This window comes from Aeromonas sp. R9-2, assembly GCF_040908025.1.
GTDB lineage: Bacteria > Pseudomonadota > Gammaproteobacteria > Enterobacterales > Aeromonadaceae > Aeromonas > Aeromonas veronii.
The window spans coordinates 1-18,519 of record NZ_JBFOCX010000026.1 but is presented as its reverse complement, the minus strand read 5'-3'; the positions used below and the strand labels follow the sequence as shown (position 1 = coordinate 18,519).

At 55.8% G+C, this 18,519-nt stretch carries 15 protein-coding genes and 6 pseudogenes; 17 read left to right on the top strand and 4 right to left on the bottom strand.

Annotated elements, in window-relative coordinates; genetic code table 11:
- The first annotated feature begins 9 nt into the window (after nt 1-9).
- The 12 genes and pseudogenes from exeD to AB5Y71_RS14215 all read left to right on the top strand — a co-directional run bounded on the left by exeD (nt 10) and on the right by AB5Y71_RS14215 (nt 12,190).
- Nucleotides 10-2,049: a GspD family T2SS secretin variant ExeD gene (gene exeD / locus AB5Y71_RS14270; protein ID WP_005338294.1), complete on the top strand. Its 2,040-nt coding sequence runs from the start codon at nt 10-12 to the stop codon at nt 2,047-2,049.
- The gene (exeE, locus tag AB5Y71_RS14265) at nt 2,049-3,554 is read left to right on the top strand and encodes a GspE family T2SS ATPase variant ExeE (protein ID WP_005338295.1); all 1,506 of its coding nucleotides are present in this window, start codon (nt 2,049-2,051) and stop codon (nt 3,552-3,554) included. The genes exeD and exeE overlap by 1 nt, the downstream gene beginning before the upstream one ends.
- A 1-nt stretch (nt 3,555) precedes the next feature.
- A complete protein-coding gene (gene exeF, locus AB5Y71_RS14260) occupies nt 3,556-4,776 on the top strand; it encodes a GspF family T2SS innner membrane protein variant ExeF (protein ID WP_005338296.1) in 1,221 nt (406 codons plus the stop codon).
- Nucleotides 4,777-4,873: 97 nt separating this feature from the next.
- Nucleotides 4,874-5,305, top strand: a complete 432-nt coding sequence (exeG, locus tag AB5Y71_RS14255; protein ID WP_005338297.1) for a GspG family T2SS major pseudopilin variant ExeG — start codon at nt 4,874-4,876, stop codon at nt 5,303-5,305.
- A 38-nt stretch (nt 5,306-5,343) separates the two neighbouring features.
- On the top strand, nt 5,344-5,916 hold the full coding sequence (exeH, locus tag AB5Y71_RS14250; RefSeq protein ID WP_368171852.1) for a GspH family T2SS minor pseudopilin variant ExeH: 573 nt from the start codon (nt 5,344-5,346) through the stop codon (nt 5,914-5,916).
- Between the two features lie 82 nt (nt 5,917-5,998).
- Nucleotides 5,999-6,358: a GspI family T2SS minor pseudopilin variant ExeI gene (gene exeI, locus AB5Y71_RS14245; RefSeq protein ID WP_058057786.1), complete on the top strand. Its 360-nt coding sequence runs from the start codon at nt 5,999-6,001 to the stop codon at nt 6,356-6,358.
- A pseudogene (gspJ, locus tag AB5Y71_RS14240) lies at nt 6,355-6,999 on the top strand (type II secretion system minor pseudopilin GspJ); the annotation flags it as partial. The gene exeI and the pseudogene gspJ, both read left to right, overlap by 4 nt.
- 115 nt (nt 7,000-7,114) lie before the next feature.
- Nucleotides 7,115-8,116, top strand: a complete 1,002-nt coding sequence (gene exeK / locus AB5Y71_RS14235; RefSeq protein ID WP_368171851.1) for a GspK family T2SS minor pseudopilin variant ExeK — start codon at nt 7,115-7,117, stop codon at nt 8,114-8,116.
- A gap of 122 nt (nt 8,117-8,238) precedes the next feature.
- Nucleotides 8,239-9,423: a GspL family type II secretion system protein ExeL gene (gene exeL, locus AB5Y71_RS14230; RefSeq protein WP_368171850.1), complete on the top strand. Its 1,185-nt coding sequence runs from the start codon at nt 8,239-8,241 to the stop codon at nt 9,421-9,423.
- Nucleotides 9,420-9,911, top strand: a complete 492-nt coding sequence (exeM, locus tag AB5Y71_RS14225; protein WP_204479835.1) for a GspM family type II secretion system protein ExeM — start codon at nt 9,420-9,422, stop codon at nt 9,909-9,911. The genes exeL and exeM overlap by 4 nt, the downstream gene beginning before the upstream one ends.
- Complete coding sequence (gene exeN / locus AB5Y71_RS14220) at nt 9,908-10,675, top strand: GspN family type II secretion system protein ExeN (protein ID WP_368171849.1); 768 nt, start codon at nt 9,908-9,910, stop codon at nt 10,673-10,675. The genes exeM and exeN overlap by 4 nt, the downstream gene beginning before the upstream one ends.
- Nucleotides 10,676-10,981: 306 nt before the next feature.
- Nucleotides 10,982-12,190: a tyrosine-type recombinase/integrase gene (locus AB5Y71_RS14215; RefSeq protein ID WP_368171848.1), complete on the top strand. Its 1,209-nt coding sequence runs from the start codon at nt 10,982-10,984 to the stop codon at nt 12,188-12,190.
- A gap of 44 nt (nt 12,191-12,234) precedes the next feature.
- Here the strand turns inward: AB5Y71_RS14215 and AB5Y71_RS14210 are convergent.
- Nucleotides 12,235-12,557 (bottom strand): annotated as a pseudogene (locus AB5Y71_RS14210) (hypothetical protein); the annotation flags it as partial.
- Between the two features lie 162 nt (nt 12,558-12,719).
- Nucleotides 12,720-13,184 (bottom strand): GyrI-like domain-containing protein, encoded by a 465-nt coding sequence (locus AB5Y71_RS14205; RefSeq protein ID WP_368171847.1) that lies wholly within the window; start codon nt 13,182-13,184, stop codon nt 12,720-12,722.
- Between the two features lie 140 nt (nt 13,185-13,324).
- Between AB5Y71_RS14205 and AB5Y71_RS14200 the strand changes: the two are divergent.
- Nucleotides 13,325-13,564 (top strand): annotated as a pseudogene (locus tag AB5Y71_RS14200) (transposase family protein); the annotation flags it as partial.
- A gap of 203 nt (nt 13,565-13,767) precedes the next feature.
- Here AB5Y71_RS14200 and AB5Y71_RS14195 read toward each other — a convergent pair.
- Both AB5Y71_RS14195 and AB5Y71_RS14190 read right to left on the bottom strand, forming a co-directional pair.
- Entirely contained in the window at nt 13,768-14,208 is a 441-nt protein-coding gene (locus AB5Y71_RS14195; RefSeq protein WP_201909930.1) for a hypothetical protein, read from the bottom strand.
- A complete protein-coding gene (locus tag AB5Y71_RS14190) occupies nt 14,180-14,893 on the bottom strand; it encodes a transcriptional regulator (RefSeq protein WP_368171846.1) in 714 nt (237 codons plus the stop codon). The genes AB5Y71_RS14195 and AB5Y71_RS14190 overlap by 29 nt, the downstream gene beginning before the upstream one ends.
- Before the next feature lie 1,054 nt (nt 14,894-15,947).
- Between AB5Y71_RS14190 and AB5Y71_RS14185 the strand changes: the two are divergent.
- The 4 genes and pseudogenes from AB5Y71_RS14185 to AB5Y71_RS14170 all read left to right on the top strand — a co-directional run.
- A pseudogene (locus AB5Y71_RS14185) lies at nt 15,948-16,166 on the top strand (transposase); the annotation flags it as partial.
- A 57-nt stretch (nt 16,167-16,223) separates the two neighbouring features.
- Nucleotides 16,224-16,416, top strand: a pseudogene (locus AB5Y71_RS14180) (hypothetical protein); the annotation flags it as partial.
- A gap of 270 nt (nt 16,417-16,686) precedes the next feature.
- Nucleotides 16,687-16,947: pseudogene (locus AB5Y71_RS14175) on the top strand (transposase); the annotation flags it as partial.
- A 223-nt stretch (nt 16,948-17,170) separates the two neighbouring features.
- Nucleotides 17,171-18,517: an IS110 family transposase gene (locus AB5Y71_RS14170; RefSeq protein ID WP_368171845.1), complete on the top strand. Its 1,347-nt coding sequence runs from the start codon at nt 17,171-17,173 to the stop codon at nt 18,515-18,517.
- The last annotated feature ends 2 nt before the right edge of the window (nt 18,518-18,519 follow it).

Genomic DNA, 18,519 nt, shown 5'->3' with positions numbered 1-18,519 from the left:
GTACCAATAATGACCACTAAAGGGAAAAGCTGGCGTCTGGCCACTATCGCAGCGGCACTGATGATGGCGGGCTCAGCTTGGGCCACCGAATACTCTGCCAGTTTCAAGAACGCCGACATTGAAGAGTTCATCAATACGGTGGGCAAGAACCTCAATAAAACCATCATCATAGAGCCCTCGGTGCGCGGCAAGATCAACGTGCGCAGCTACGACCTGCTCAATGAGGAGCAGTACTACCAGTTCTTCCTGAGCGTGCTCGACGTCTACGGCTTTGCCGTGGTGCCGATGGACAACGGGGTGCTCAAGGTGCTGCGCTCGCGGGATGCCAAGACCTCCGCCATTCCGGTGGTGGATGGCAGCAACCCGGGCATGGGCGACGAGATGGTGACCAGAGTCGTGCCGGTGCGCAACGTCTCGGTCCGCGAACTGGCACCGCTGCTGCGCCAGCTCAACGACAACGCCGGTGGTGGCAACGTGGTGCACTACGAGCCCTCCAACGTGCTGCTGATCACCGGCCGCGCCGCCGTGGTCAACCGTCTGGTGGAGGTGGTGAACCGGGTCGACCGCGCAGGCGATCAGGATGTGGACATCATCAAGCTCAAGTTTGCCTCGGCGGGTGAAATGGTGCGGCTGGTAACCAACCTCAACAAGGATGGCAACCCCCAGGGCGGCACCGCCTCCCTGCTGCTCTCCCCCAAGGTGGTGGCCGACGAGCGCACCAACTCTGTGGTGGTGAGTGGTGAGCCGAAAGCGCGCGCCCGCATCATCCAGATGGTGCGCCAGCTCGACCGCGACCTGCAAAGCCAGGGCAACACCCGGGTCTTCTACCTCAAATATGGCAAGGCCAAAGATATGGTCGAGGTGCTCAAGGGGGTCAGCTCCAGCATCGAGGCCGATAAGAAGGGCGGCGGCGCAACCACAGGTGGCGCCAGCATCGGCGGTGGCAAGCTGGCCATCTCCGCTGACGAGACCACCAATGCGCTGGTCATCACCGCCCAGCCGGACGTGATGTCCGAACTGGAGCAGGTGGTGGCCAAGCTCGATATCCGCCGCGCCCAGGTGCTGGTGGAGGCGATCATCGTCGAGATGCAGGATGGCGACGGCCTCACCCTCGGCGTCCAGTGGGGCAATGCCAACGGCGGTGGCACCCAGTTCACCAACTCCGGTCTGCCCCTCGGCAGTGCCATTGCGGCGGGCAAGGATTACCAGAATGGCAAGACCGACACCGCTGCCGGTCTGCTGAAAGAGTTCAACGGCATGGCCGCCGGTTTCTATCACGGCGACTGGGCCATGCTGGCCACGGCGCTGGCCTCCAATACCAAGAACGATATTCTCTCCACCCCGAGTATCGTCACCATGGACAACAAGGAGGCCTCCTTCAACGTCGGTCAGGAGGTCCCGGTCCAGAGCGGTTCGCAAAGCTCTACCACCAGCGATCAGGTGTTCAACACCATCGAGCGCAAGACGGTGGGCACCAAGCTGGTGGTAACCCCGCAGATCAACGAAGGGGATTCGGTGCTGCTCAATATCGAGCAGGAGGTCTCCAGCGTCGCCCAGACCCAGGCGACCGGTACTGCCAACCTTGGCCCCACTTTCGATACCCGTACCGTCAAGAACGCGGTGCTGGTCAAAAGCGGCGAAACTGTGGTGCTGGGCGGTTTGATGGACGAACAGACCAAGGAGCAGGTCTCCAAGGTGCCCTTGCTTGGCGATATCCCGGTGCTGGGCTATCTGTTCCGCTCCACCTCCAACACCACCTCCAAGCGCAACCTGATGGTCTTTATCCGGCCAACCATCTTGCGTGATGCGGACGTCTATACCGGTGTCTCCAGCAACAAATACAGCCTGTTCCGCGCCGAGCAGCTCAATGCCGCCTCGCAGGAGGGGTATCTCACCTCCCCCGCCCGTCAGGTATTGCCTGCCTATGGCCAGGATGTGATGGTGTCGCCCGAGCTGCAAAAAGAGATCCAGAAGCAGATCAACGAGATGCGGAGCAGACAGCAGAACACTGTCGAGACCACCACCCCGTTTGTGCAGAGTAAGCCCTGATGAGTGCCTACCATCTGGATGGAAGCGTCGGGCCTGCGCCACTGCCCGAGCTCCCCTTTGTCTTTGCCCGCAATTTCGGGGTGATCCTGATTGAGCGGGACGGCGCCCCCGTGCTGCAGTGCCGCCCCGGCGTCACCCCGCAAGCCCTGCTGGAAGTGCGGCGGGTAGCGGGTTGCAGCTTCGCGGTGGAGCAACTCGACAACGAGGCCTTCGAAGAGCTGCTGATGGCTCACTACCAGCGAGACTCCTCCGAAGCGCGCCAGCTGATGGAAGATCTCGGCAACGAGATGGACTTCTTCGCCCTGGCCGAAGAGCTGCCCCAGAGCGAAGATCTGCTGGATGCCGATGACGACGCCCCCATCATTCGCCTCATCAACGCCATGTTGAGCGAGGCGATCAAGGAGGAGGCCTCCGATATCCATATCGAGACCTTCGAGCGGGCACTGGTGATCCGTTTTCGCATCGATGGGGTACTGCGGGAGATCCTGCGCCCCCATCGCAAGCTAGCCTCACTCCTGGTCTCCCGGATCAAGGTGATGTCGCGGATGGATATCGCCGAGAAGCGAGTGCCGCAGGATGGCCGTATCTCGTTGCGTATCGGCGGCCGCGCCGTCGACGTGCGGGTCTCCACCATGCCGTCCAGCTACGGCGAGCGGGTGGTATTGCGTCTGCTCGACAAGAACAACGTGCGCCTCGAGCTCAAGCAGCTGGGGATGACCGCGGCCAACCGCACCATCATCAGCGAGCTTATTCGCAAGCCCCACGGCATTATTCTGGTCACCGGTCCGACCGGTTCCGGTAAATCCACCACCCTCTATGCGGCGCTGTCTGAAATCAACTCGCGGGATCGCAACATTCTGACCGTCGAAGATCCCATCGAATATGACCTCGAAGGGGTGGGCCAGACCCAGGTCAACACCAAGGTGGACATGACCTTCGCCCGCGGCCTGCGCGCCATCCTGCGTCAGGATCCGGATGTGGTGATGGTGGGGGAAATTCGTGACCTCGAGACCGCCCAGATCGCGGTACAGGCGTCGCTGACCGGTCACCTGGTGATGTCGACCCTGCACACCAACACCGCCATCGGCGCCATCACCCGTATGCGTGACATGGGGATCGAGCCCTTCCTGCTCTCCTCGTCGCTCTTGGCGGTGCTGGCCCAACGGCTGGTGCGCACCCTCTGCCCCGATTGCCGCGCCCCGCGTCCCATCACCGAGCAGGAGCGCCTCGCCATGGGCATCGAGCTGGCTCCCGATCAGCAGGTGTGGCGCCCGGTCGGCTGCGAGCTGTGCAACCACACCGGCTACCGTGGCCGGACCGGCATCCACGAGCTGGTGGTGATCGACGAAGCGGTGCGTGAAGCCATTCACAGCGCCAGCGGCGAGCTCGCTATCGAGCGGCTGATCCGCGGCCACACCCCCAGCATCCGCCGTGACGGCATCGACAAGGTCCTCAAGGGGCAGACCAGCCTCGAAGAGGTACTGCGCGTGACCCGGGAAGATTGAGATGGCGGCATTCGAATACAAGGCCCTCGACAACAAGGGGCGCAGCAAGAGCGGCGTGATGGAGGGCGACTCGGCCCGCCAAGTGCGGCAGCTGCTGCGCGAACAGGGGCTCACCCCCCTCGAGGTGAACGAGACTACCGAGAAGGCGAAACGGGAGGCGACCCGCTTCGCCCTGTTTCGGCGCGGTGCCAGCACCGCTGAGCTGGCCCTCATCACTCGCCAGCTGGCGACCCTGGTCGGGGCCGGTCTCACCATCGAAGAGGCGCTCAAAGCGGTGGCCGAGCAGTGCGAAAAAGCCCACTTGCGCTCTCTGGTGGCGACCGTGCGCAGCAAGGTGGTGGAAGGTTATTCGCTGGCCGACTCGCTGGGGGCCTTTCCACATGTGTTCGACCAGCTGTTTCGCTCCATGGTGGCGGCCGGTGAAAAGTCGGGTCATCTGGAGAAGGTGCTCAACCGCCTTGCCGACTACACCGAACAACGCCAGCATATGCGCACCAAGCTGCTGCAGGCGATGATCTACCCCATCGTGCTCACCTGCGTCGCCATCGGGGTTATCTCGATCCTGCTTACCGCCGTGGTGCCCAAGGTGGTGGCCCAGTTTGAACACATGGGTCAGCAGTTGCCGGGCACCACCCGTTTTCTCATCGGCACCAGCGAACTGATGCAGGCCTACGGCCTCTGGTTCCTGCTGCTGATCTTCCTTGGCAGCTTTGTCTGGCGCTGGTGGCTCACCGATGAAAAGCGCCGCCGACGCTGGCATCAGGTGCTGCTCGGTCTGCCGGTGATTGGCCGGGTCAGTCGCGGTCTCAACACCGCCCGCTTCGCTCGCACGTTAAGCATCCTCAACGCCAGTGCGGTGCCGCTGCTGGAGGGGATGAAAATCTCCGGCGAAGTGCTCTCCAACGACTTTGCCAGAATGCGCATTCTAGAGGCCGCCGAACGGGTACGCGAGGGGACCAGTCTGCGCAAGTCGCTGACCGAGACCAAGATTTTCCCGCCCATGATGCTGCACATGATCGCCTCCGGCGAGCAGAGCGGCGAGCTCGACAGCATGCTAGAGCGGGCAGCAGACAACCAGGATCGGGAGTTTGAATCCCAGGTCAATATCGCCCTCGGGGTGTTCGAACCCATGCTGGTGGTCTCCATGGCCGGGGTGGTGCTGTTTATCGTGATGTCGATCCTGCAGCCGATCCTCGAGCTCAACAATATGGTGAATATGTAAGTTTCCGGTGTTCGGTGGCGCCGCTGGCGGCCCGTCGAACCCACCCAGTGATCACTCTCTGATGGGCCATCCCATCTCATTCGTTACGGAGCAACTCATGAACAAACGTCGTCAATCCGGTTTTACCCTGCTGGAAGTCATGGTGGTCATCGTGATCCTCGGCATTCTGGCCAGTCTGGTGGTGCCCAACCTGATGGGCAACAAGGAGAAGGCTGACCAGCAGAAAGCGGTCTCCGATATCGTGGCGCTGGAAAACGCCCTCGACATGTACAAGCTGGACAACAACCGCTACCCGACCACCGAACAGGGGCTGGATGCACTGGTGACCAAGCCTTCCATCGATCCGGCGCCGCGCAGCTACCGCGATGGCGGCTACATCAAGCGCCTGCCGCAAGATCCCTGGGGCAACCCGTACCAGCTGCTGAGCCCGGGCCAGTTCGGCAAGATCGACATCTTCTCCATGGGTCTGGATGGTGAAGCCGGTACCGATGATGACATCGGCAACTGGAACCTGAAGGATTTCCAATAAGTGATATGTCGCCACCGCACTCCTTGTGAGCTGACTGCATGAAGCGATCTCTCTCCTTTTATCGCCAATCCGGCTTTACTCTGCTGGAAGTGTTGCTGGTCGCCATGCTGATGGGACTGGTGGCCACCGCTGTCACCCTCAGCATGGGAGGCGCCAGAGGGGATCGGGAGCTGGACAAGCAGGCGCGTCGCCTGATGGCGACGCTGCAGCTGGCGCAGGAGTATGCGGTGATGGATGGTCGGCTGGTAGGCATTCGCATCGAGGATAACGGCTGGCAGTTTATGCAGCGTCAGGCCAAGGATCGCAAGTGGCTGGCCCTGACTGGCGACAAGCAGCTGGGGCCGGTGCAACTGGCCGAGAACATGACGCTGGCACTTGAGCTGGAAGGCTTTGGCTGGCAGCCGGATCCCGATGAGAAAACCGAACAGAAGCGCGACGAGAAGGAGCGCACGCCGCAGTTGCTCATCTTCCCGGGCGGCGAGCTGAGCCCGTTCGTGCTCACCTTCACCCAGCAGGATGACGATGCCCGCTACACCCGCATCGTCAAGGGGGACGAGTTCGGCCGCCTCACCCTGCTCACCGGCGATGAAGATGAAGAGGTGAGCGAATGAACGCTCGCGGCATGACGTTGTTTGAGAAAGGAGTCATGGTGGCGCTACTGCTGTGCCAACCACACCCTCAACAGGTGGCACGATGAACGCCCGGGGCATGACCTTACTCGAAGTGATGGTGGCGCTGGCAGTCTTTGCCATCGCGGGTCTCGCGGTAATGAAAACCGCCAGCGAACACCTCTCGGCCCTCAACTATCTGGAGCAGAAGACACTCGCCACCTGGGTGGTAGAGAACCAGCTGGTGCAACAGAAGCTCGAAAACAAGTGGCCCGGCGACAGCTGGGTGGAAGGGGATGAGCAGATGGCCGGGCAGACTTGGTACTGGCGCTATCGCGGCGTCGCCACCGCCGACAACAACTTCCGGGCGCTCGATATGGAAGTGCGCACCGAGGCCAAGGCCGAGAACCCGGTCGCCATGATGCGGACCTATATCAGCCGATGACTCAGCTATCCGCCCGCACGCCTCGTACCGTCCGTCACGCCGGTTTCACCCTGCTCGAAATGCTAGTGGCGATCGCCATCTTCGCCACTCTCAGCATGGGCGCCTATCAGGTGCTGCAAGGGGTGCTCACCAGCGACGAGGTAGCCAAGCGCAAGGAGGTCCGCCTCAACGAATTGCAGCTCGCCTTCACCCTGCTGGAGCGAGACATCACCCAGATGGTGCCGCGCAGCGGTCGCATCGAGGGGGAGAACAACAAGGTGCTGCTGGCGGCCTCCCGCTTCGGCCAGCAGAGCGATGACTGGGGCATGGCCTTTATGCGCAGCGGCTGGCTCAACCCGGACGGCATGCTGCCCCGCTCCCATCTGCAACGGGTCGGCTGGCGACTCAAGGATCAGAAGCTGGAGCGCCTGAGCTACCTCTATCCGGATCCGGTGATCGGCACCGAGCCACGCATCCAGCCGGTGCTGGCGGGAGTCACGGCGTTTCGCCTCTACTTCTTCGACAAGGGCAACTGGAAAGAGGAGTGGAGCCAGCGCAGCGTGCTGCCACACGGGCTGGCAGTGGAGCTGGATCTGGAAGATTACGGCACCATTCGCCGCCAGTTCCTGATTGGTGCCGGTGGCCAGCGCGCCGCAGAGAACAGCCAGAGCAGCAACCCCGACCAAGGTGGCAACAACAACGGGAACAACGGGAACAACGGCGGCAACGGCAATACCAATGGCGGTAATGGTGACAGCCAGAACGGAGGGGGCGCCAATGCGGGCTAATCTCGCCGCTCCCGGTCGCCAGCGCGGCATGGCGCTGCTGGTGGTGCTGCTGATCCTCTCGGTGATGGTGATCATCGCCAGCAATATGAGCGGCCGCCTGCAGCTTGAGCTGCGCCGCACCGCCAACATCACCACAGGCAAACAGGCGTGGTGGTATGCCCTCTCGGCAGAGGCGCTGGTGAGAAAGGTGCTGACGCAGGATTTCAAGGACAATCCCGAGGTGGTCAACCTCAGCCAGAACTGGGCCCGCAAGAACACTGTATTTCCGGTGGACGATGGCAAGCTCAAGGGCGAGGTGACCGACCTGCAATCCTGCTTCAACCTCAACAGCCTGAGCGTGGCCTCCAAGGCGGGGAGCGGCGAGGAGCTGGCGCAGCAGCCCTATCCGGTGCAAGTGTTTCGCGAACTGCTCAAACAGCTGGCGATGGATGATTACGAGGCGGCCCAGCTCACCGATGCCATCCGTGACTGGACCGACAAGGATACTGTGCTGGTCTCCAGCCTTGGTGCAGAGGACGCCTATTACGAGGGGCTCAAGCCACCCTACCTCACCGCCAACCAGTGGATGCTGGGCAAGGATGAGCTGCGGGCGGTGCGCGGGGTGACGGCAAGGGTCTATGCCAAACTGGCTCCCTATGTCTGCACCCTGCCCAACGACAAGTTGAAGATCAATATCAATACCCTTGCCCCCCAGCGCCCCGAGCTGCTGGTTGCCCTCTATCTGGGCACTATCGGGCTGGATGACGCCAAGCGGGTGCTGAACGAGCGGCCACAGAAGGGGTGGAAAGAGAGCAAGCTGATGACGGACATGCTCGCTCCGGTCGATTCGGTGAAAGGGCTGAAAGATGCGCTGGTGGTGAAAAGCGACTTCTTCGAAGCCCGAGTCGTGGCCGAGGTCGGCGACAACCGGGCCTGGCTCGAAACCCTGTTCCAGCGGGGCAAGGACAATAAACTGGTGATGCTGCGCCGCCTCAGTAGCGGCGCCGAATAAACAGCGCACCTGCGGGCCCTCGCCTGCGGGTACGAGAGATGTTGGATGCAGCCTGCGGGCTGCGCACCGGTTGCAAGGGCGCACAACGCCCTTTGCAAACCGGTATCGCAGGAGAGAGATGCGTGAGCGAAAGTCTGGTCATCCGACTGGGGACCAATAAACAACAACCCGTGGCCTGGCTGGTCTGGTCCGGTCAGGAGCAGGAGATCATCGCCTCCGGCACCCTGCCTTCGGCCGATGCCCTGGGCGAGCTGCAGGAGCGGGCCGGTGGCCGCCCCGTGGTCACCCTGGTGCCGGGCAGCGATCTGATCTTCCGGCGCGTCACCCTGCCGGGTCGCTACAACCGCCAGTCGGCGGCGGCCCTCCCCTACCTGCTGGAGGAGCAGATCGCCTCCGACGTGGACGAGCTCCATCTGGTGGTGCTGGCCCACGAAGGGCAACAGGTCGACCTGATGGCGGTGGATCGGCAGAAGATGGGCGAGTGGCTCGGCTGGCTCGATGCCGCTGGCCTCAAGAGCCTGCAACTGCTGCCCGATGTGCTGGCGCTACCACAGGCCGCGGATGGCTGGTCTGCGCTGCAACTCGGCAATGAGTGGCTGGTACGCCAGGGCCCCTGTCAGGGGATCGTCGCCGACGAGCCGCTGCTGGCCATGTTGCTGGCCACCGAAGCGGAGCCGGTCACCATCCACAGCCACACACCGGTGCCCGCCATTGCCGCCGCCAACTGGCAGGCGGCGGAGCCCGAGCTGCCCATGCTGCTGCTGGCCAAAGGGGCCCTCACCTGCCGCGCCAACCTGCTGACCGGCTCCTACCGGCCGCAGACCGAATATGCCCGCTACTGGTTGCAGTGGCGCAAGGTAGCCATCACCGCGGGTCTGTTGCTGCTGGTGGCCCTCGGCCAGCGCGGGGTACAGCTCTATCAGCTCACCGAGCAGGACAAGGCGCTGAAAGCGGAGATCCGTGCCGTCTATACCCGCATCTTCCCGGGGGAGAGCCGCATCGTGAACGTGCGCAGCCAGATGAACCAGCATCTGCAACAGATGGGACAGGCCCCGCAAAACGGCGTGCTGCTGATGCTCACCGAGCTGGCCCCCACCTTTGCCGAAGTCCCCGGCCTGAAACCACAGGTGATGCGCTTTGATGCCAGTCGCCGCGAGCTGCGGCTGCAGGTGACCGCTCCCGGCTTCGCCGAGATCGAGCGGTTCCGTGAGCTGGCTGGCAAGCAATTCGAGGTACAGCAAGGCGAGGTGCGCAGCACCGAGGGCAAGGTAGAGGGCGCACTGGTGCTCAAGGGTAAATCATCATGATGGAAAAATTGCAGAGCTGGTGGCACGGCATCACAGCACGGGAACAGCGGCTGGTGGTCGCAGGCGGCGTTCTGCTGCTGGTCGGTCTCTTCTACTGGAGCATCTGGCAGCCCATCGCCAACCGCATCGCAGAGCGGGAGCGGCAGGTGCAGAACCAGCAGCAGACCCTCGCCTGGCTCAAGGAGAAAGGTGAAGAGGTGCTGGCCATGCAGGGGGGTCAGGGGCGCCAGATCGACACCAGCGGCACCCTAGAAGGGGTGGTCAACCGCACCGCCTTCAACCACAAGATCAAGATTGCCCGGCTGCAACCCCAGGCGCAGGAGCTGCAAGTGTGGATCGACACTGTCCAGTTCGATGACTTGCTGCTCTGGCTCTCCACGCTGGTGGAGCAGCACGGCATTCAGGTTCAAATCATCGAGATCGCCCGCGAGGATCTGGCCCCGGGTCTGGTCAAGGTCAGACGTTTGCAGTTGAGTCGTCCACAATGAAAAAACGCATCCTGATTGCCAGCCTGTTTCTGGCCGCCTATCTGCTCTTCCTGCTGGCCACCCTGCCCGCGGCACTGGTGGCTCGCCATCTGCCGCTGCCTGCCAATGTTGCCAACCTGCTGAAACTTGAAGGGGTGAGCGGCACCCTCTGGAGTGGCCAGATTGCCCGACTGCAATATGCCAGCGAATCGGTGAACCAGCTGCGCTGGGATCTCAACGGCTGGTCGCTGCTGCGCTTCGCCCCCGAAGTAGCCATACGCTTTGGCGATCGCAACGGGCTGAACGGTCAGGGCGTTGCCGGCTGGAATGGCGCCGCCTTCGGCCGGGATCTGACCCTCAACGCCCCCGCCCCCTGGTTGCTGAGCCGGGTGCCGATGCGCCTGCCAATCCCGATCTCCGTCACCGGCCAGCTGCAGCTCAAAGTGGAGCAATTTGCCCAGGGCAACCCCTGGTGTGACAACCTCTACGGCAACCTCGACTGGTACAACGCCAGCGCCGATACCCCGGCGGGCAAGCTGGATCTGGCTGACCCCGAGCTGAAACTCACCTGCCTCGACTCCAAACTGGTGGCCGAACTCAAGCAGGGCTCCGATGCGGTGCAGACCATGGGTCGCCTCGAGCTGCAACCCAACGGCCAATACCTGTTCCAGGGCACCCTGAAACCGGGCCCGGCACTGCCACCGCAGATGCAGCAAGGGCTCCCCCTCCTCGGCCAGCCCGACAGTCAGGGCCGCTTCCCCCTTCGCTATCAGGGGCGGATCTAAGCCATCATTCAAGGTGAAAATGGCTCAGGGACAACCCGAGCCATTTTCATCGTCCATGTGACGTGTCAGTTGAAATGCCAGATACAAAAAAGCCCAAGCGGGTGACCGCTTGGGCTTTCTCTTTGAATATGGCGGAGGAGGTGCCCGCCGCAATCAAGTCCAATCAACTCCACACAAACCCAACACACCATTTACTATCAGTAAGTTAGAGCCAAGCATTGTCCAATCCATCCCAATCACATATTACCACTGCGCATGCTTGGTGGCATACTGCGTGGCATATTCAATTCTCAAGGAGGTTCCCTGATGGCAATCCTCACCGATACTAAAGCTCGTAACATCAAGCCGGAAGATAAACCCCTTGCTCACGGTGGCGTTACAGGCTTGACGCTACACCCTTCTACCGCCAAGGGCAGAGGCAAGTGGGTATTTCGCTATGTCAGCCCACTGACAAAGAAACGGCGTAATGCTGGCCTCGGGACTTACCCCGAGATCACCATCGCTGATGCAGCTCGAAACGCACAGGTAATGCGGGAACAGCTGGCGAAAAATCTGGATCCGCTAGAGACCCGGCTGCTAGAGCAGAACAAGCCGAAGATCCCGACGTTGGAAGCATCAGCCAGATTAGTCTACAAAAGCTTGCTACCAGGTTGGAAGAACACCAAACACGGTAAACAATGGATCACTACCTTGGAGCAGTATGCTTTTCCTACTATTGGCACTATATCCATTAATTCTATCACTCCAGCTCATATCGCTAGCGTATTACAGCCTATCTGGCTGACGATCCCGGAAACGGCAAGTCGTGTTAAGCAACGACTACATGCCGTCATGGCTTGGGCATGGGCTCACGGCTATACCTCCGCAAACCCGGTGGATGTGGTGGGCCACTTACTACCGGCCCAACCCAGAAAATCCATGAGAGTAGAACACCAGCCTGCAATGCCTTGGCGTGATATCCCAGCATTTGTGCACAAACACCTGAGAATTGCGCAACAGGACGATGTAACCCGCTCAATGCTGGAGTTCTTGATCCTAACCGCTTGCCGTTCTGGTGAAATCCGCTCAATGAAATGGTCCGAGGTGGATCTGGAGGCAAGGGTCTGGACCTTGCCTGCCGAGCGTATGAAGGCCAAGCAACAGCATCGTGTTCCGTTATCTCTTCGTTCCGTCGAGATCCTGCTGGGGTTAAGGGGATTACATGACGAGTTGGTATTCCCTTCTCCCAGAGACCAGGTGCCGCTCTCAGACACAGTGTTGACGATGTTTCTGAGAAGAGCCAAAGCTGAGAGTTGTACTCCTGGCCGAATGGCTACTGCTCATGGCTTTCGTTCCAGCTTTCGAGACTGGTGCAGTGAGCAGGGCTACCCCAGGGACCTGGCTGAACGGGCGCTAGCCCATACAGTGCAGAACAAAGTGGAAGCAGCTTACCACCGCACGGACTTGCTGGACCAACGTCGGCCCATGATGGATGCCTGGGCTGAGTTTGTATCCGGTAATTCACCAACTAAATAGGAAAGAAGCTGCCTTGTTGGGCCGCTTCTTTCAATGTTCTTATTTTAGCTTTTCTTGGCGGGCGAGGACATCTTGCCAAACCAGTGCTCAGAGAGTTTTAACGCTTGTTTGGCTTCCGGCTTGGTCATCGTGGCTTCGAACTAGTCACGGGCCTTAACAGCCTCAGGTATCTCCTCTGTTGCCGCCAGTGAGAACCAGGCATAGGCATGTACTCGATTGCGCGGGGCCCACAGGCCTTCCTCAAGCAGTGTCCCCATGCCGTATTGAGCTTGGCGGTCTCCTTACTGAGCGGCCAGGTGATACAGCTTGAGAGCCAGCGCGTAATCTTCTTTGCCCCCTGACCGAGGCGCAACATTTCACCGTATGTGGGGTCTGAAGCCCAACCGTGCTGAAATGCACGTTAAGTACATTTTTAGAACAGCTTAATATGCACATATGTTATATGCATATTGATGAATTTTGGACATATTCCTTGTATATGTTGGGGCTGAACCACAACGTAGACTAATGGGAATGGAATTTGGAAAAATTATGTAGCGCTAATTCCTATATAGATATGAGCTCCTTCTGGTCCTCTATACTCTTCAAAATCAGTAAGAAAATTTCGACATATCTCAGAATGCTGATCAAAATAAGACCAGATATAAGACCAGGTTTGAATCATCGCATCGGGCATAGCCCCTCTTGCTTCAAAAACGAGATATTCCCCAGCTTCAATAAAAATATTTTCAAAATCACTGTTTGACTTATCAACAGATACACCAACGGTTAAATTATAGAAGCCGGCAGAGTCAGTTTCATAACCTGAGTAAACGCCAAAAATTGGAGTATCTGGTAACCGTGTTGAGATCTGCTCTGTCACCTTCTCTGAATAGAACCGTGTCCATAGCCCAGGGATTTTTGCACTTTCAGAATTTAACTCATCAAGGTTTTTCGTTCGTACACGAAGCCCTGCCACGCAGAAGCCTTTTATATGTTCAGCCTTTGGTTTCAAAATGATTTCCTTTCAATTCAATGTAAATTTGAATTATACCCTAACCTCAGGGCAATAATATGAACATTTTCCTAATTTATCAAGTTGTTGACCCCGAAGATCGTGGTGTTTTATTATGCTCTCTTTTTGAGGGCATAAGCATGGATATCGACAGCATCAAAGAACATTTCATCGAGATCCACGATCATAAGCAAAGCGCCAAAGTAGTCTATCCGCTATTTGATATCTTGTTCGGCAGTTTGTGCGCCATCGCCATCATGGCCGGAGGTCGCGGCTTGGCTGACATCCGTGAATATGTAATGGGGCATCACGAATGGTTTCTGAAACACAAACATTTCGAAAATGACGTGCCGGTGGATGACACCTCTTCAGAATTACTACGAGTCGACCTACTGATAACTAATTGTGTAAATTAGGCTGGTATTGATTTTGTCCCCCCATTACCATGCCGCCAGTACGGATAGTCCTTGCTCCCAGAAAAGAACGAATTCAAGTGCCAAATTAAAAATTGGATTTTTGACTTAGTAAATAGAAATGTCGCCACTAAATCTTACACACAATTTAAAATATTTTCCAAAAGTTATTACTTAGCCACTTTAAAGGCTAAATTACCGTTTAAATAATTTAACCTTACCATTTCAACGGGGTGCTTTATATATGTAGCCAATAAATTACCGCCAACCAGATAATACCTACCTGCAATGAATCCAGTACCATCAAAAAGTACAGTCCTGCTATCCGGAATTATCGGTGGCTTAACTACTTCACGACTTATTATATAGCCAAAAAAGGCTTCACCTAACACGCCCCACAACATTCTCTGAGTAACCACAGAGCCGGATTCTTTATTACTTATTACCACATCCAAAACACCAGCTCTACAAACCCCGTGATTAATTATTTTCCCATCTTCATAGTAAAATGAAAAATCACACCCCAAGCCATTTAAAAATGGCATTAAAGATGAAAAAAACAAACAAAAAACAATAGCTATTTTAGCGAATTTTATGGAAAACGATTTCATCTTCGTCAACCTCACTAGTAAACCAATAGATACTATCACCAGAAACTGGTACAGTTATATCATCGATAGATAGGCGTTCTCGACCACAAAACAGAGCTTTTTCAACGGTAAAACACTCAAATTTAGGAGTCAAAACATACATGTAAATACTCAAAAAGACTGATCCGCAAGCCCACAGCAATAAAATATAAAATGATAGCCTCCTCACAATAAAACACAAAAATCTAAAATTAAATACTGGTGGCGTACTATTTATCAGTTCTGTCTCTACATTATCGTTTGGCATGTCACCCGATAAGGTCTTCGCTAATTCAATATTTTCTTCATGCGTGACCGACTCGCTATCTAAAGATAAAGATGAAGTAGACAGATTATATCTATCTTCATAAATAGAAATAATGTCCGGCTCAAGCATATATCCCTTGCGAGGTATGGTGACCAATGCTCTATCTAAGTCAGCATTTTTCAAAGCACTTCTAATATTCTTTATCGATATGTTTAGTGCGGCCGGAACAACAACTCGCCCCGGCCAGCCGACCTCCAACAACTTATCTTTAGCACATACGTCGCCTTGAGCAGATATTAACTCATTAAGTATGTTTCGCTCGCTGGAGTTTAAGGAGCCATACTTTGCGCCATCATCAAATAATATACCTGTCCTAATGTCTAATTTTATTTTTCTCATAAATCTGACTCACCAATCAAACGGAAAACTAAAACCCAACCTATTAATATTATACTACATACATCAAAATAATACTAAAACTGCGGGATTGTGATGCTTATTGCATCATGAAATGAACCGTTTAGTCTGACAAACTTGGGAACCACCGATGACACATTACAGCGGGCTTACTAAAAGAATTTTAGCCAAGCAAAACCCCTGACACACAAATGACATTTAAATTCAGTATGTACAAATTAACAGCCCCCCCCCCCTTTCACCCCAAAGCAGTAATAGAAAAAACTACAACTGACTCTTTCAATATACGTTCTACGCTACGCACCTACTTTAGGACAATGCCACCCCAAAAATGCTATCTCAGTGAGCCTAAATACGTGCACATTGTTATTGTTAATGCGTAAGTGTATGGTGAAAAGATAGCATTGAAATCAACACAACACAACACAACACAACACAACAAACTGCAAGCGGAAAACAGAAAATCAAATTTGCTATATTAAACCTATTACTTTTCTTTACACTAGCTATATCATGATAATTATTGCCCCACTCGCTTTCCCTAGGAACCGGAAAATTTAACAATCAGAATGAAAGATGCAACACCATGAAGTCAACATGGCAATGAGAGATATTTGCTACACAGTCACCACAGGAAAATAACTTTACATGAAAGAAAGACCTGAATTTATCAGGTAATTAAGAACGGGAGCCCCATATAAGGGACCACATAAAATTATTTAAAGAAAGCCCCCCCCACACCCCACAAACGCATTTTGTGCGGGGGGGGGGGAACACGCAAAAAGGAAACACACAAGAACTCCAACAAGGTACCCCAGCCCAGCCAAAAGGAAAACACCAAAACGCGATAAATAAATAAATAAATAAATAAATAAATAAATAAATAAATAAATAAATAACCTTGGAGCATACCATCAACCAATAAGCACCAGTAAGTAACTATAAAAATAGGGTTAATTTAAAAGAAGAAGCATAGTTGAGATATTTTAATTTGAGCTTTTCTTTTTGGCTTATAATGAAAGCAAGATAAAGCACTATACGTGTCGTACCTTTTCTCCGGCTCTGCGGCCAGCAACGGCTGCATAAGGGACGTCCACTGGTGTTAGACAAAGCTCGTTATCGTAGTAGAAATGTGGTCGAACGGTGCTTCGGATGGTTGAAGAAGTTTGGCCGACTCTCAACGAAATATGAAAAGCTGGCGGGAAGTTTTGCTGCTTTTATCAAGCTGGCTTTCTGCCCTCGTTACTTACGGTAGCTATTGGCGGACTGAAAACCAGCATATTTAGAACACAGCCTAGAAAAAGATATCGTATATCACAGTCACTCGCTGGCTGAAATGGCGATGTATCGGTTCATGAAACTGCTAGCGGGATATCAGTCTGCGTAGCTACAACGACCAAGTGGGAGAAATTATGGCGTATATAAGCGCTATAAACAAGCTGAATACTCTTGACATACCTATCATAAAGCCCCAAGTTAAGCAATTACTAGAGGCTGGGAAATAAATTCTTTGATGGCTTATTTGGGCAACTACACCGCTAATATCGCTATATACAAGCAGCACTCAACCGTAATGAATAAAAGCCAGAGAAGAGCAGTTGATCGCCATTACTAACAATGTCAAATTCTGCACTTGATTCGCCCCCTATTTTACTAATGCTCGGATCTAATGGTGTGACAGAGCTCCAACCGTAGCCTTGAAGGCTGTGTAGTGGTCTAATCATCCCGGACACCTTTTTAGGTGGTACAGTCGCCACCATGACCTGAGGTGTTCAATGACAAGATTACGTCGCTCATTTACTGCCGAATTCAAACTCGAAGCCGCATCCCTGGTGCTCGACCAGGGATATTCTGTCCCTGAAGCCAGCCGTTCACTGGATGTCGGTGAAACCGTACTTCACCGCTGGGTTCAGCAACTGCAATCCGAACGAACTGGCACAACCCCAATCGGCAAAGCACTGACTCCGGAGCAGCAAAAAATTCAGGAGCTGGAAGCCCGTATCAACCGGCTCGAACGTGAAAAGGACATTCTAAAAAACCGCCTCCCCGGCACTCCGTGGCCCATGGAATTAGAAACACGTCCACTACACTGATCTCACCGGACAGTGGTCGTTTGCTTTTTGGAGGCTTAGTCCCCGTCAAAAAACCTGACCCAGGGGAAGCTGCGGACCCGTGAGTGGTGGCACCTTGGTGACCCCGTTTAGGAATGTGATCGAATCCGAGTCCCCGTCCGGCACTATTTGTGATGGAGGGGTATTCATGAAAAAGCACAACACAGAACACGGTTTGCCGATCATCCATGCCCGCGCCGCGGGCATTGATATCGGTTCACGGTTCCATGTGGTTGCGGTGCCCACCGCGCTCGCCGAAGAACCAGTGCAAACCTTTCAGGCTTTCACGGCAGACCTGGAGCGTATGGCTGCTTGGTTGGTCGAGCTTGGGATCACTACCGTGGCAATGGAATCAACGGGTGTGTATTGGATACCCGTGTACGAGATCCTGGAGACCCATGGCTTACAGGTCATCTTGGCTAACGCCCGGGATGCCCGGGCCGTACCTGGGCGCAAAACTGACGTCAACGATGCGCAATGGATCCAGCGCCTGCATGCTTGCGGTCTACTGCGCGCCAGCTTCCATCCTGAGCGGGAGATCGCCGCGCTGCGCAGTTATCTGCGGCTACGTGAACGTCACCTCGATTACGCTGCGGCCCATATCCAGCACATGCAGAAGGCGCTAACTCACATGAACCTGCAATTGCAGCATGTGGTGAGTGACATCACCGGCGCCACCGGTATGCGGATCATCCGTGCCATTGTCGCAGGAGAGCGAAATGCCACGATGCTCGCCGCCATGCGCGACTTGCGCTGTCAGTCGAGCGTCGAAACCATCCAACGTGCGCTGGTTGGCAATTACCAGCCCGAGCATGTGTTTGCCTTGAGTCAGGCACTGGCCATGTATGACGCCTACCAGGCCCAGATTTCTCTCTGTGATGAGCAGATTGCCCAAAGCTTGCAACAACTCTCTCGTGGTAAGCCCCGTCCCAGCGAAGCGCTACCCAAGCCTCGCCACCGTACCCGGCAGCCGAACGCACTCAACTTTGATGTCCGCACCTTGCTCTATCAACTGGTCGGTATCGATCTGACCCAGATCCATGGCATTGGCCCTTACCTGGCACTGCGTCTGGTGGCCGAGTGTGGAACGGATCTGAGTCGCTGGCGAACGGCCCAACACTTCACCTCATGGCTGACACTGGCTCCGGGCTGCCGGATCAGTGGTGGCAAGGTACTGTCAGCTCATACTCGCAAGACCAAGAATCGAGTCACCGCCCACCTACGACTGGCAGCGGTGACCATCGGCAGAACAAATACAGCGCTGGGGGCATTCTACCGACGGTTGTCAGCGCGCATCAGCAAAGCGAAGGCGGTCACCGCCACGGCCCGCAAGATTGCGGTCTTGTTCTATAACGCCATGCGTTTTGGTATGGAATATCAGGATCCTGGCGCCGATCACTACGAGCAGCAGTACCGCGATCGGGTGGTCAAGGGATTGCACCGTCGGGCCGCCGAATTTGGTTTTACCCTACAGGCAATCGAGGGTGTTTCTTAGGA

What these genes read in the sequence shown, in the direction of transcription:
- exeD (WP_005338294.1), top strand. Translation starts at nt 10, where the DNA reads ATGACCACTAAAGGGAAAAGCTGGCGTCTGGCCACTATCGCAGCGGCA.
- exeE (WP_005338295.1), top strand. Translation starts at nt 2,049, where the DNA reads ATGAGTGCCTACCATCTGGATGGAAGCGTCGGGCCTGCGCCACTGCCC.
- exeF (WP_005338296.1), top strand. Translation starts at nt 3,556, where the DNA reads ATGGCGGCATTCGAATACAAGGCCCTCGACAACAAGGGGCGCAGCAAG.
- exeG (WP_005338297.1), top strand. Translation starts at nt 4,874, where the DNA reads ATGAACAAACGTCGTCAATCCGGTTTTACCCTGCTGGAAGTCATGGTG.
- exeH (WP_368171852.1), top strand. Translation starts at nt 5,344, where the DNA reads ATGAAGCGATCTCTCTCCTTTTATCGCCAATCCGGCTTTACTCTGCTG.
- exeI (WP_058057786.1), top strand. Translation starts at nt 5,999, where the DNA reads ATGAACGCCCGGGGCATGACCTTACTCGAAGTGATGGTGGCGCTGGCA.
- exeK (WP_368171851.1), top strand. Translation starts at nt 7,115, where the DNA reads ATGCGGGCTAATCTCGCCGCTCCCGGTCGCCAGCGCGGCATGGCGCTG.
- exeM (WP_204479835.1), top strand. Translation starts at nt 9,420, where the DNA reads ATGATGGAAAAATTGCAGAGCTGGTGGCACGGCATCACAGCACGGGAA.
- exeN (WP_368171849.1), top strand. Translation starts at nt 9,908, where the DNA reads ATGAAAAAACGCATCCTGATTGCCAGCCTGTTTCTGGCCGCCTATCTG.
- AB5Y71_RS14215 (WP_368171848.1), top strand. Translation starts at nt 10,982, where the DNA reads ATGGCAATCCTCACCGATACTAAAGCTCGTAACATCAAGCCGGAAGAT.
- AB5Y71_RS14195 (WP_201909930.1), bottom strand. Translation starts at nt 14,208, where the DNA reads ATGAAATCGTTTTCCATAAAATTCGCTAAAATAGCTATTGTTTTTTGT.
- AB5Y71_RS14190 (WP_368171846.1), bottom strand. Translation starts at nt 14,893, where the DNA reads ATGAGAAAAATAAAATTAGACATTAGGACAGGTATATTATTTGATGAT.
- AB5Y71_RS14170 (WP_368171845.1), top strand. Translation starts at nt 17,171, where the DNA reads ATGAAAAAGCACAACACAGAACACGGTTTGCCGATCATCCATGCCCGC.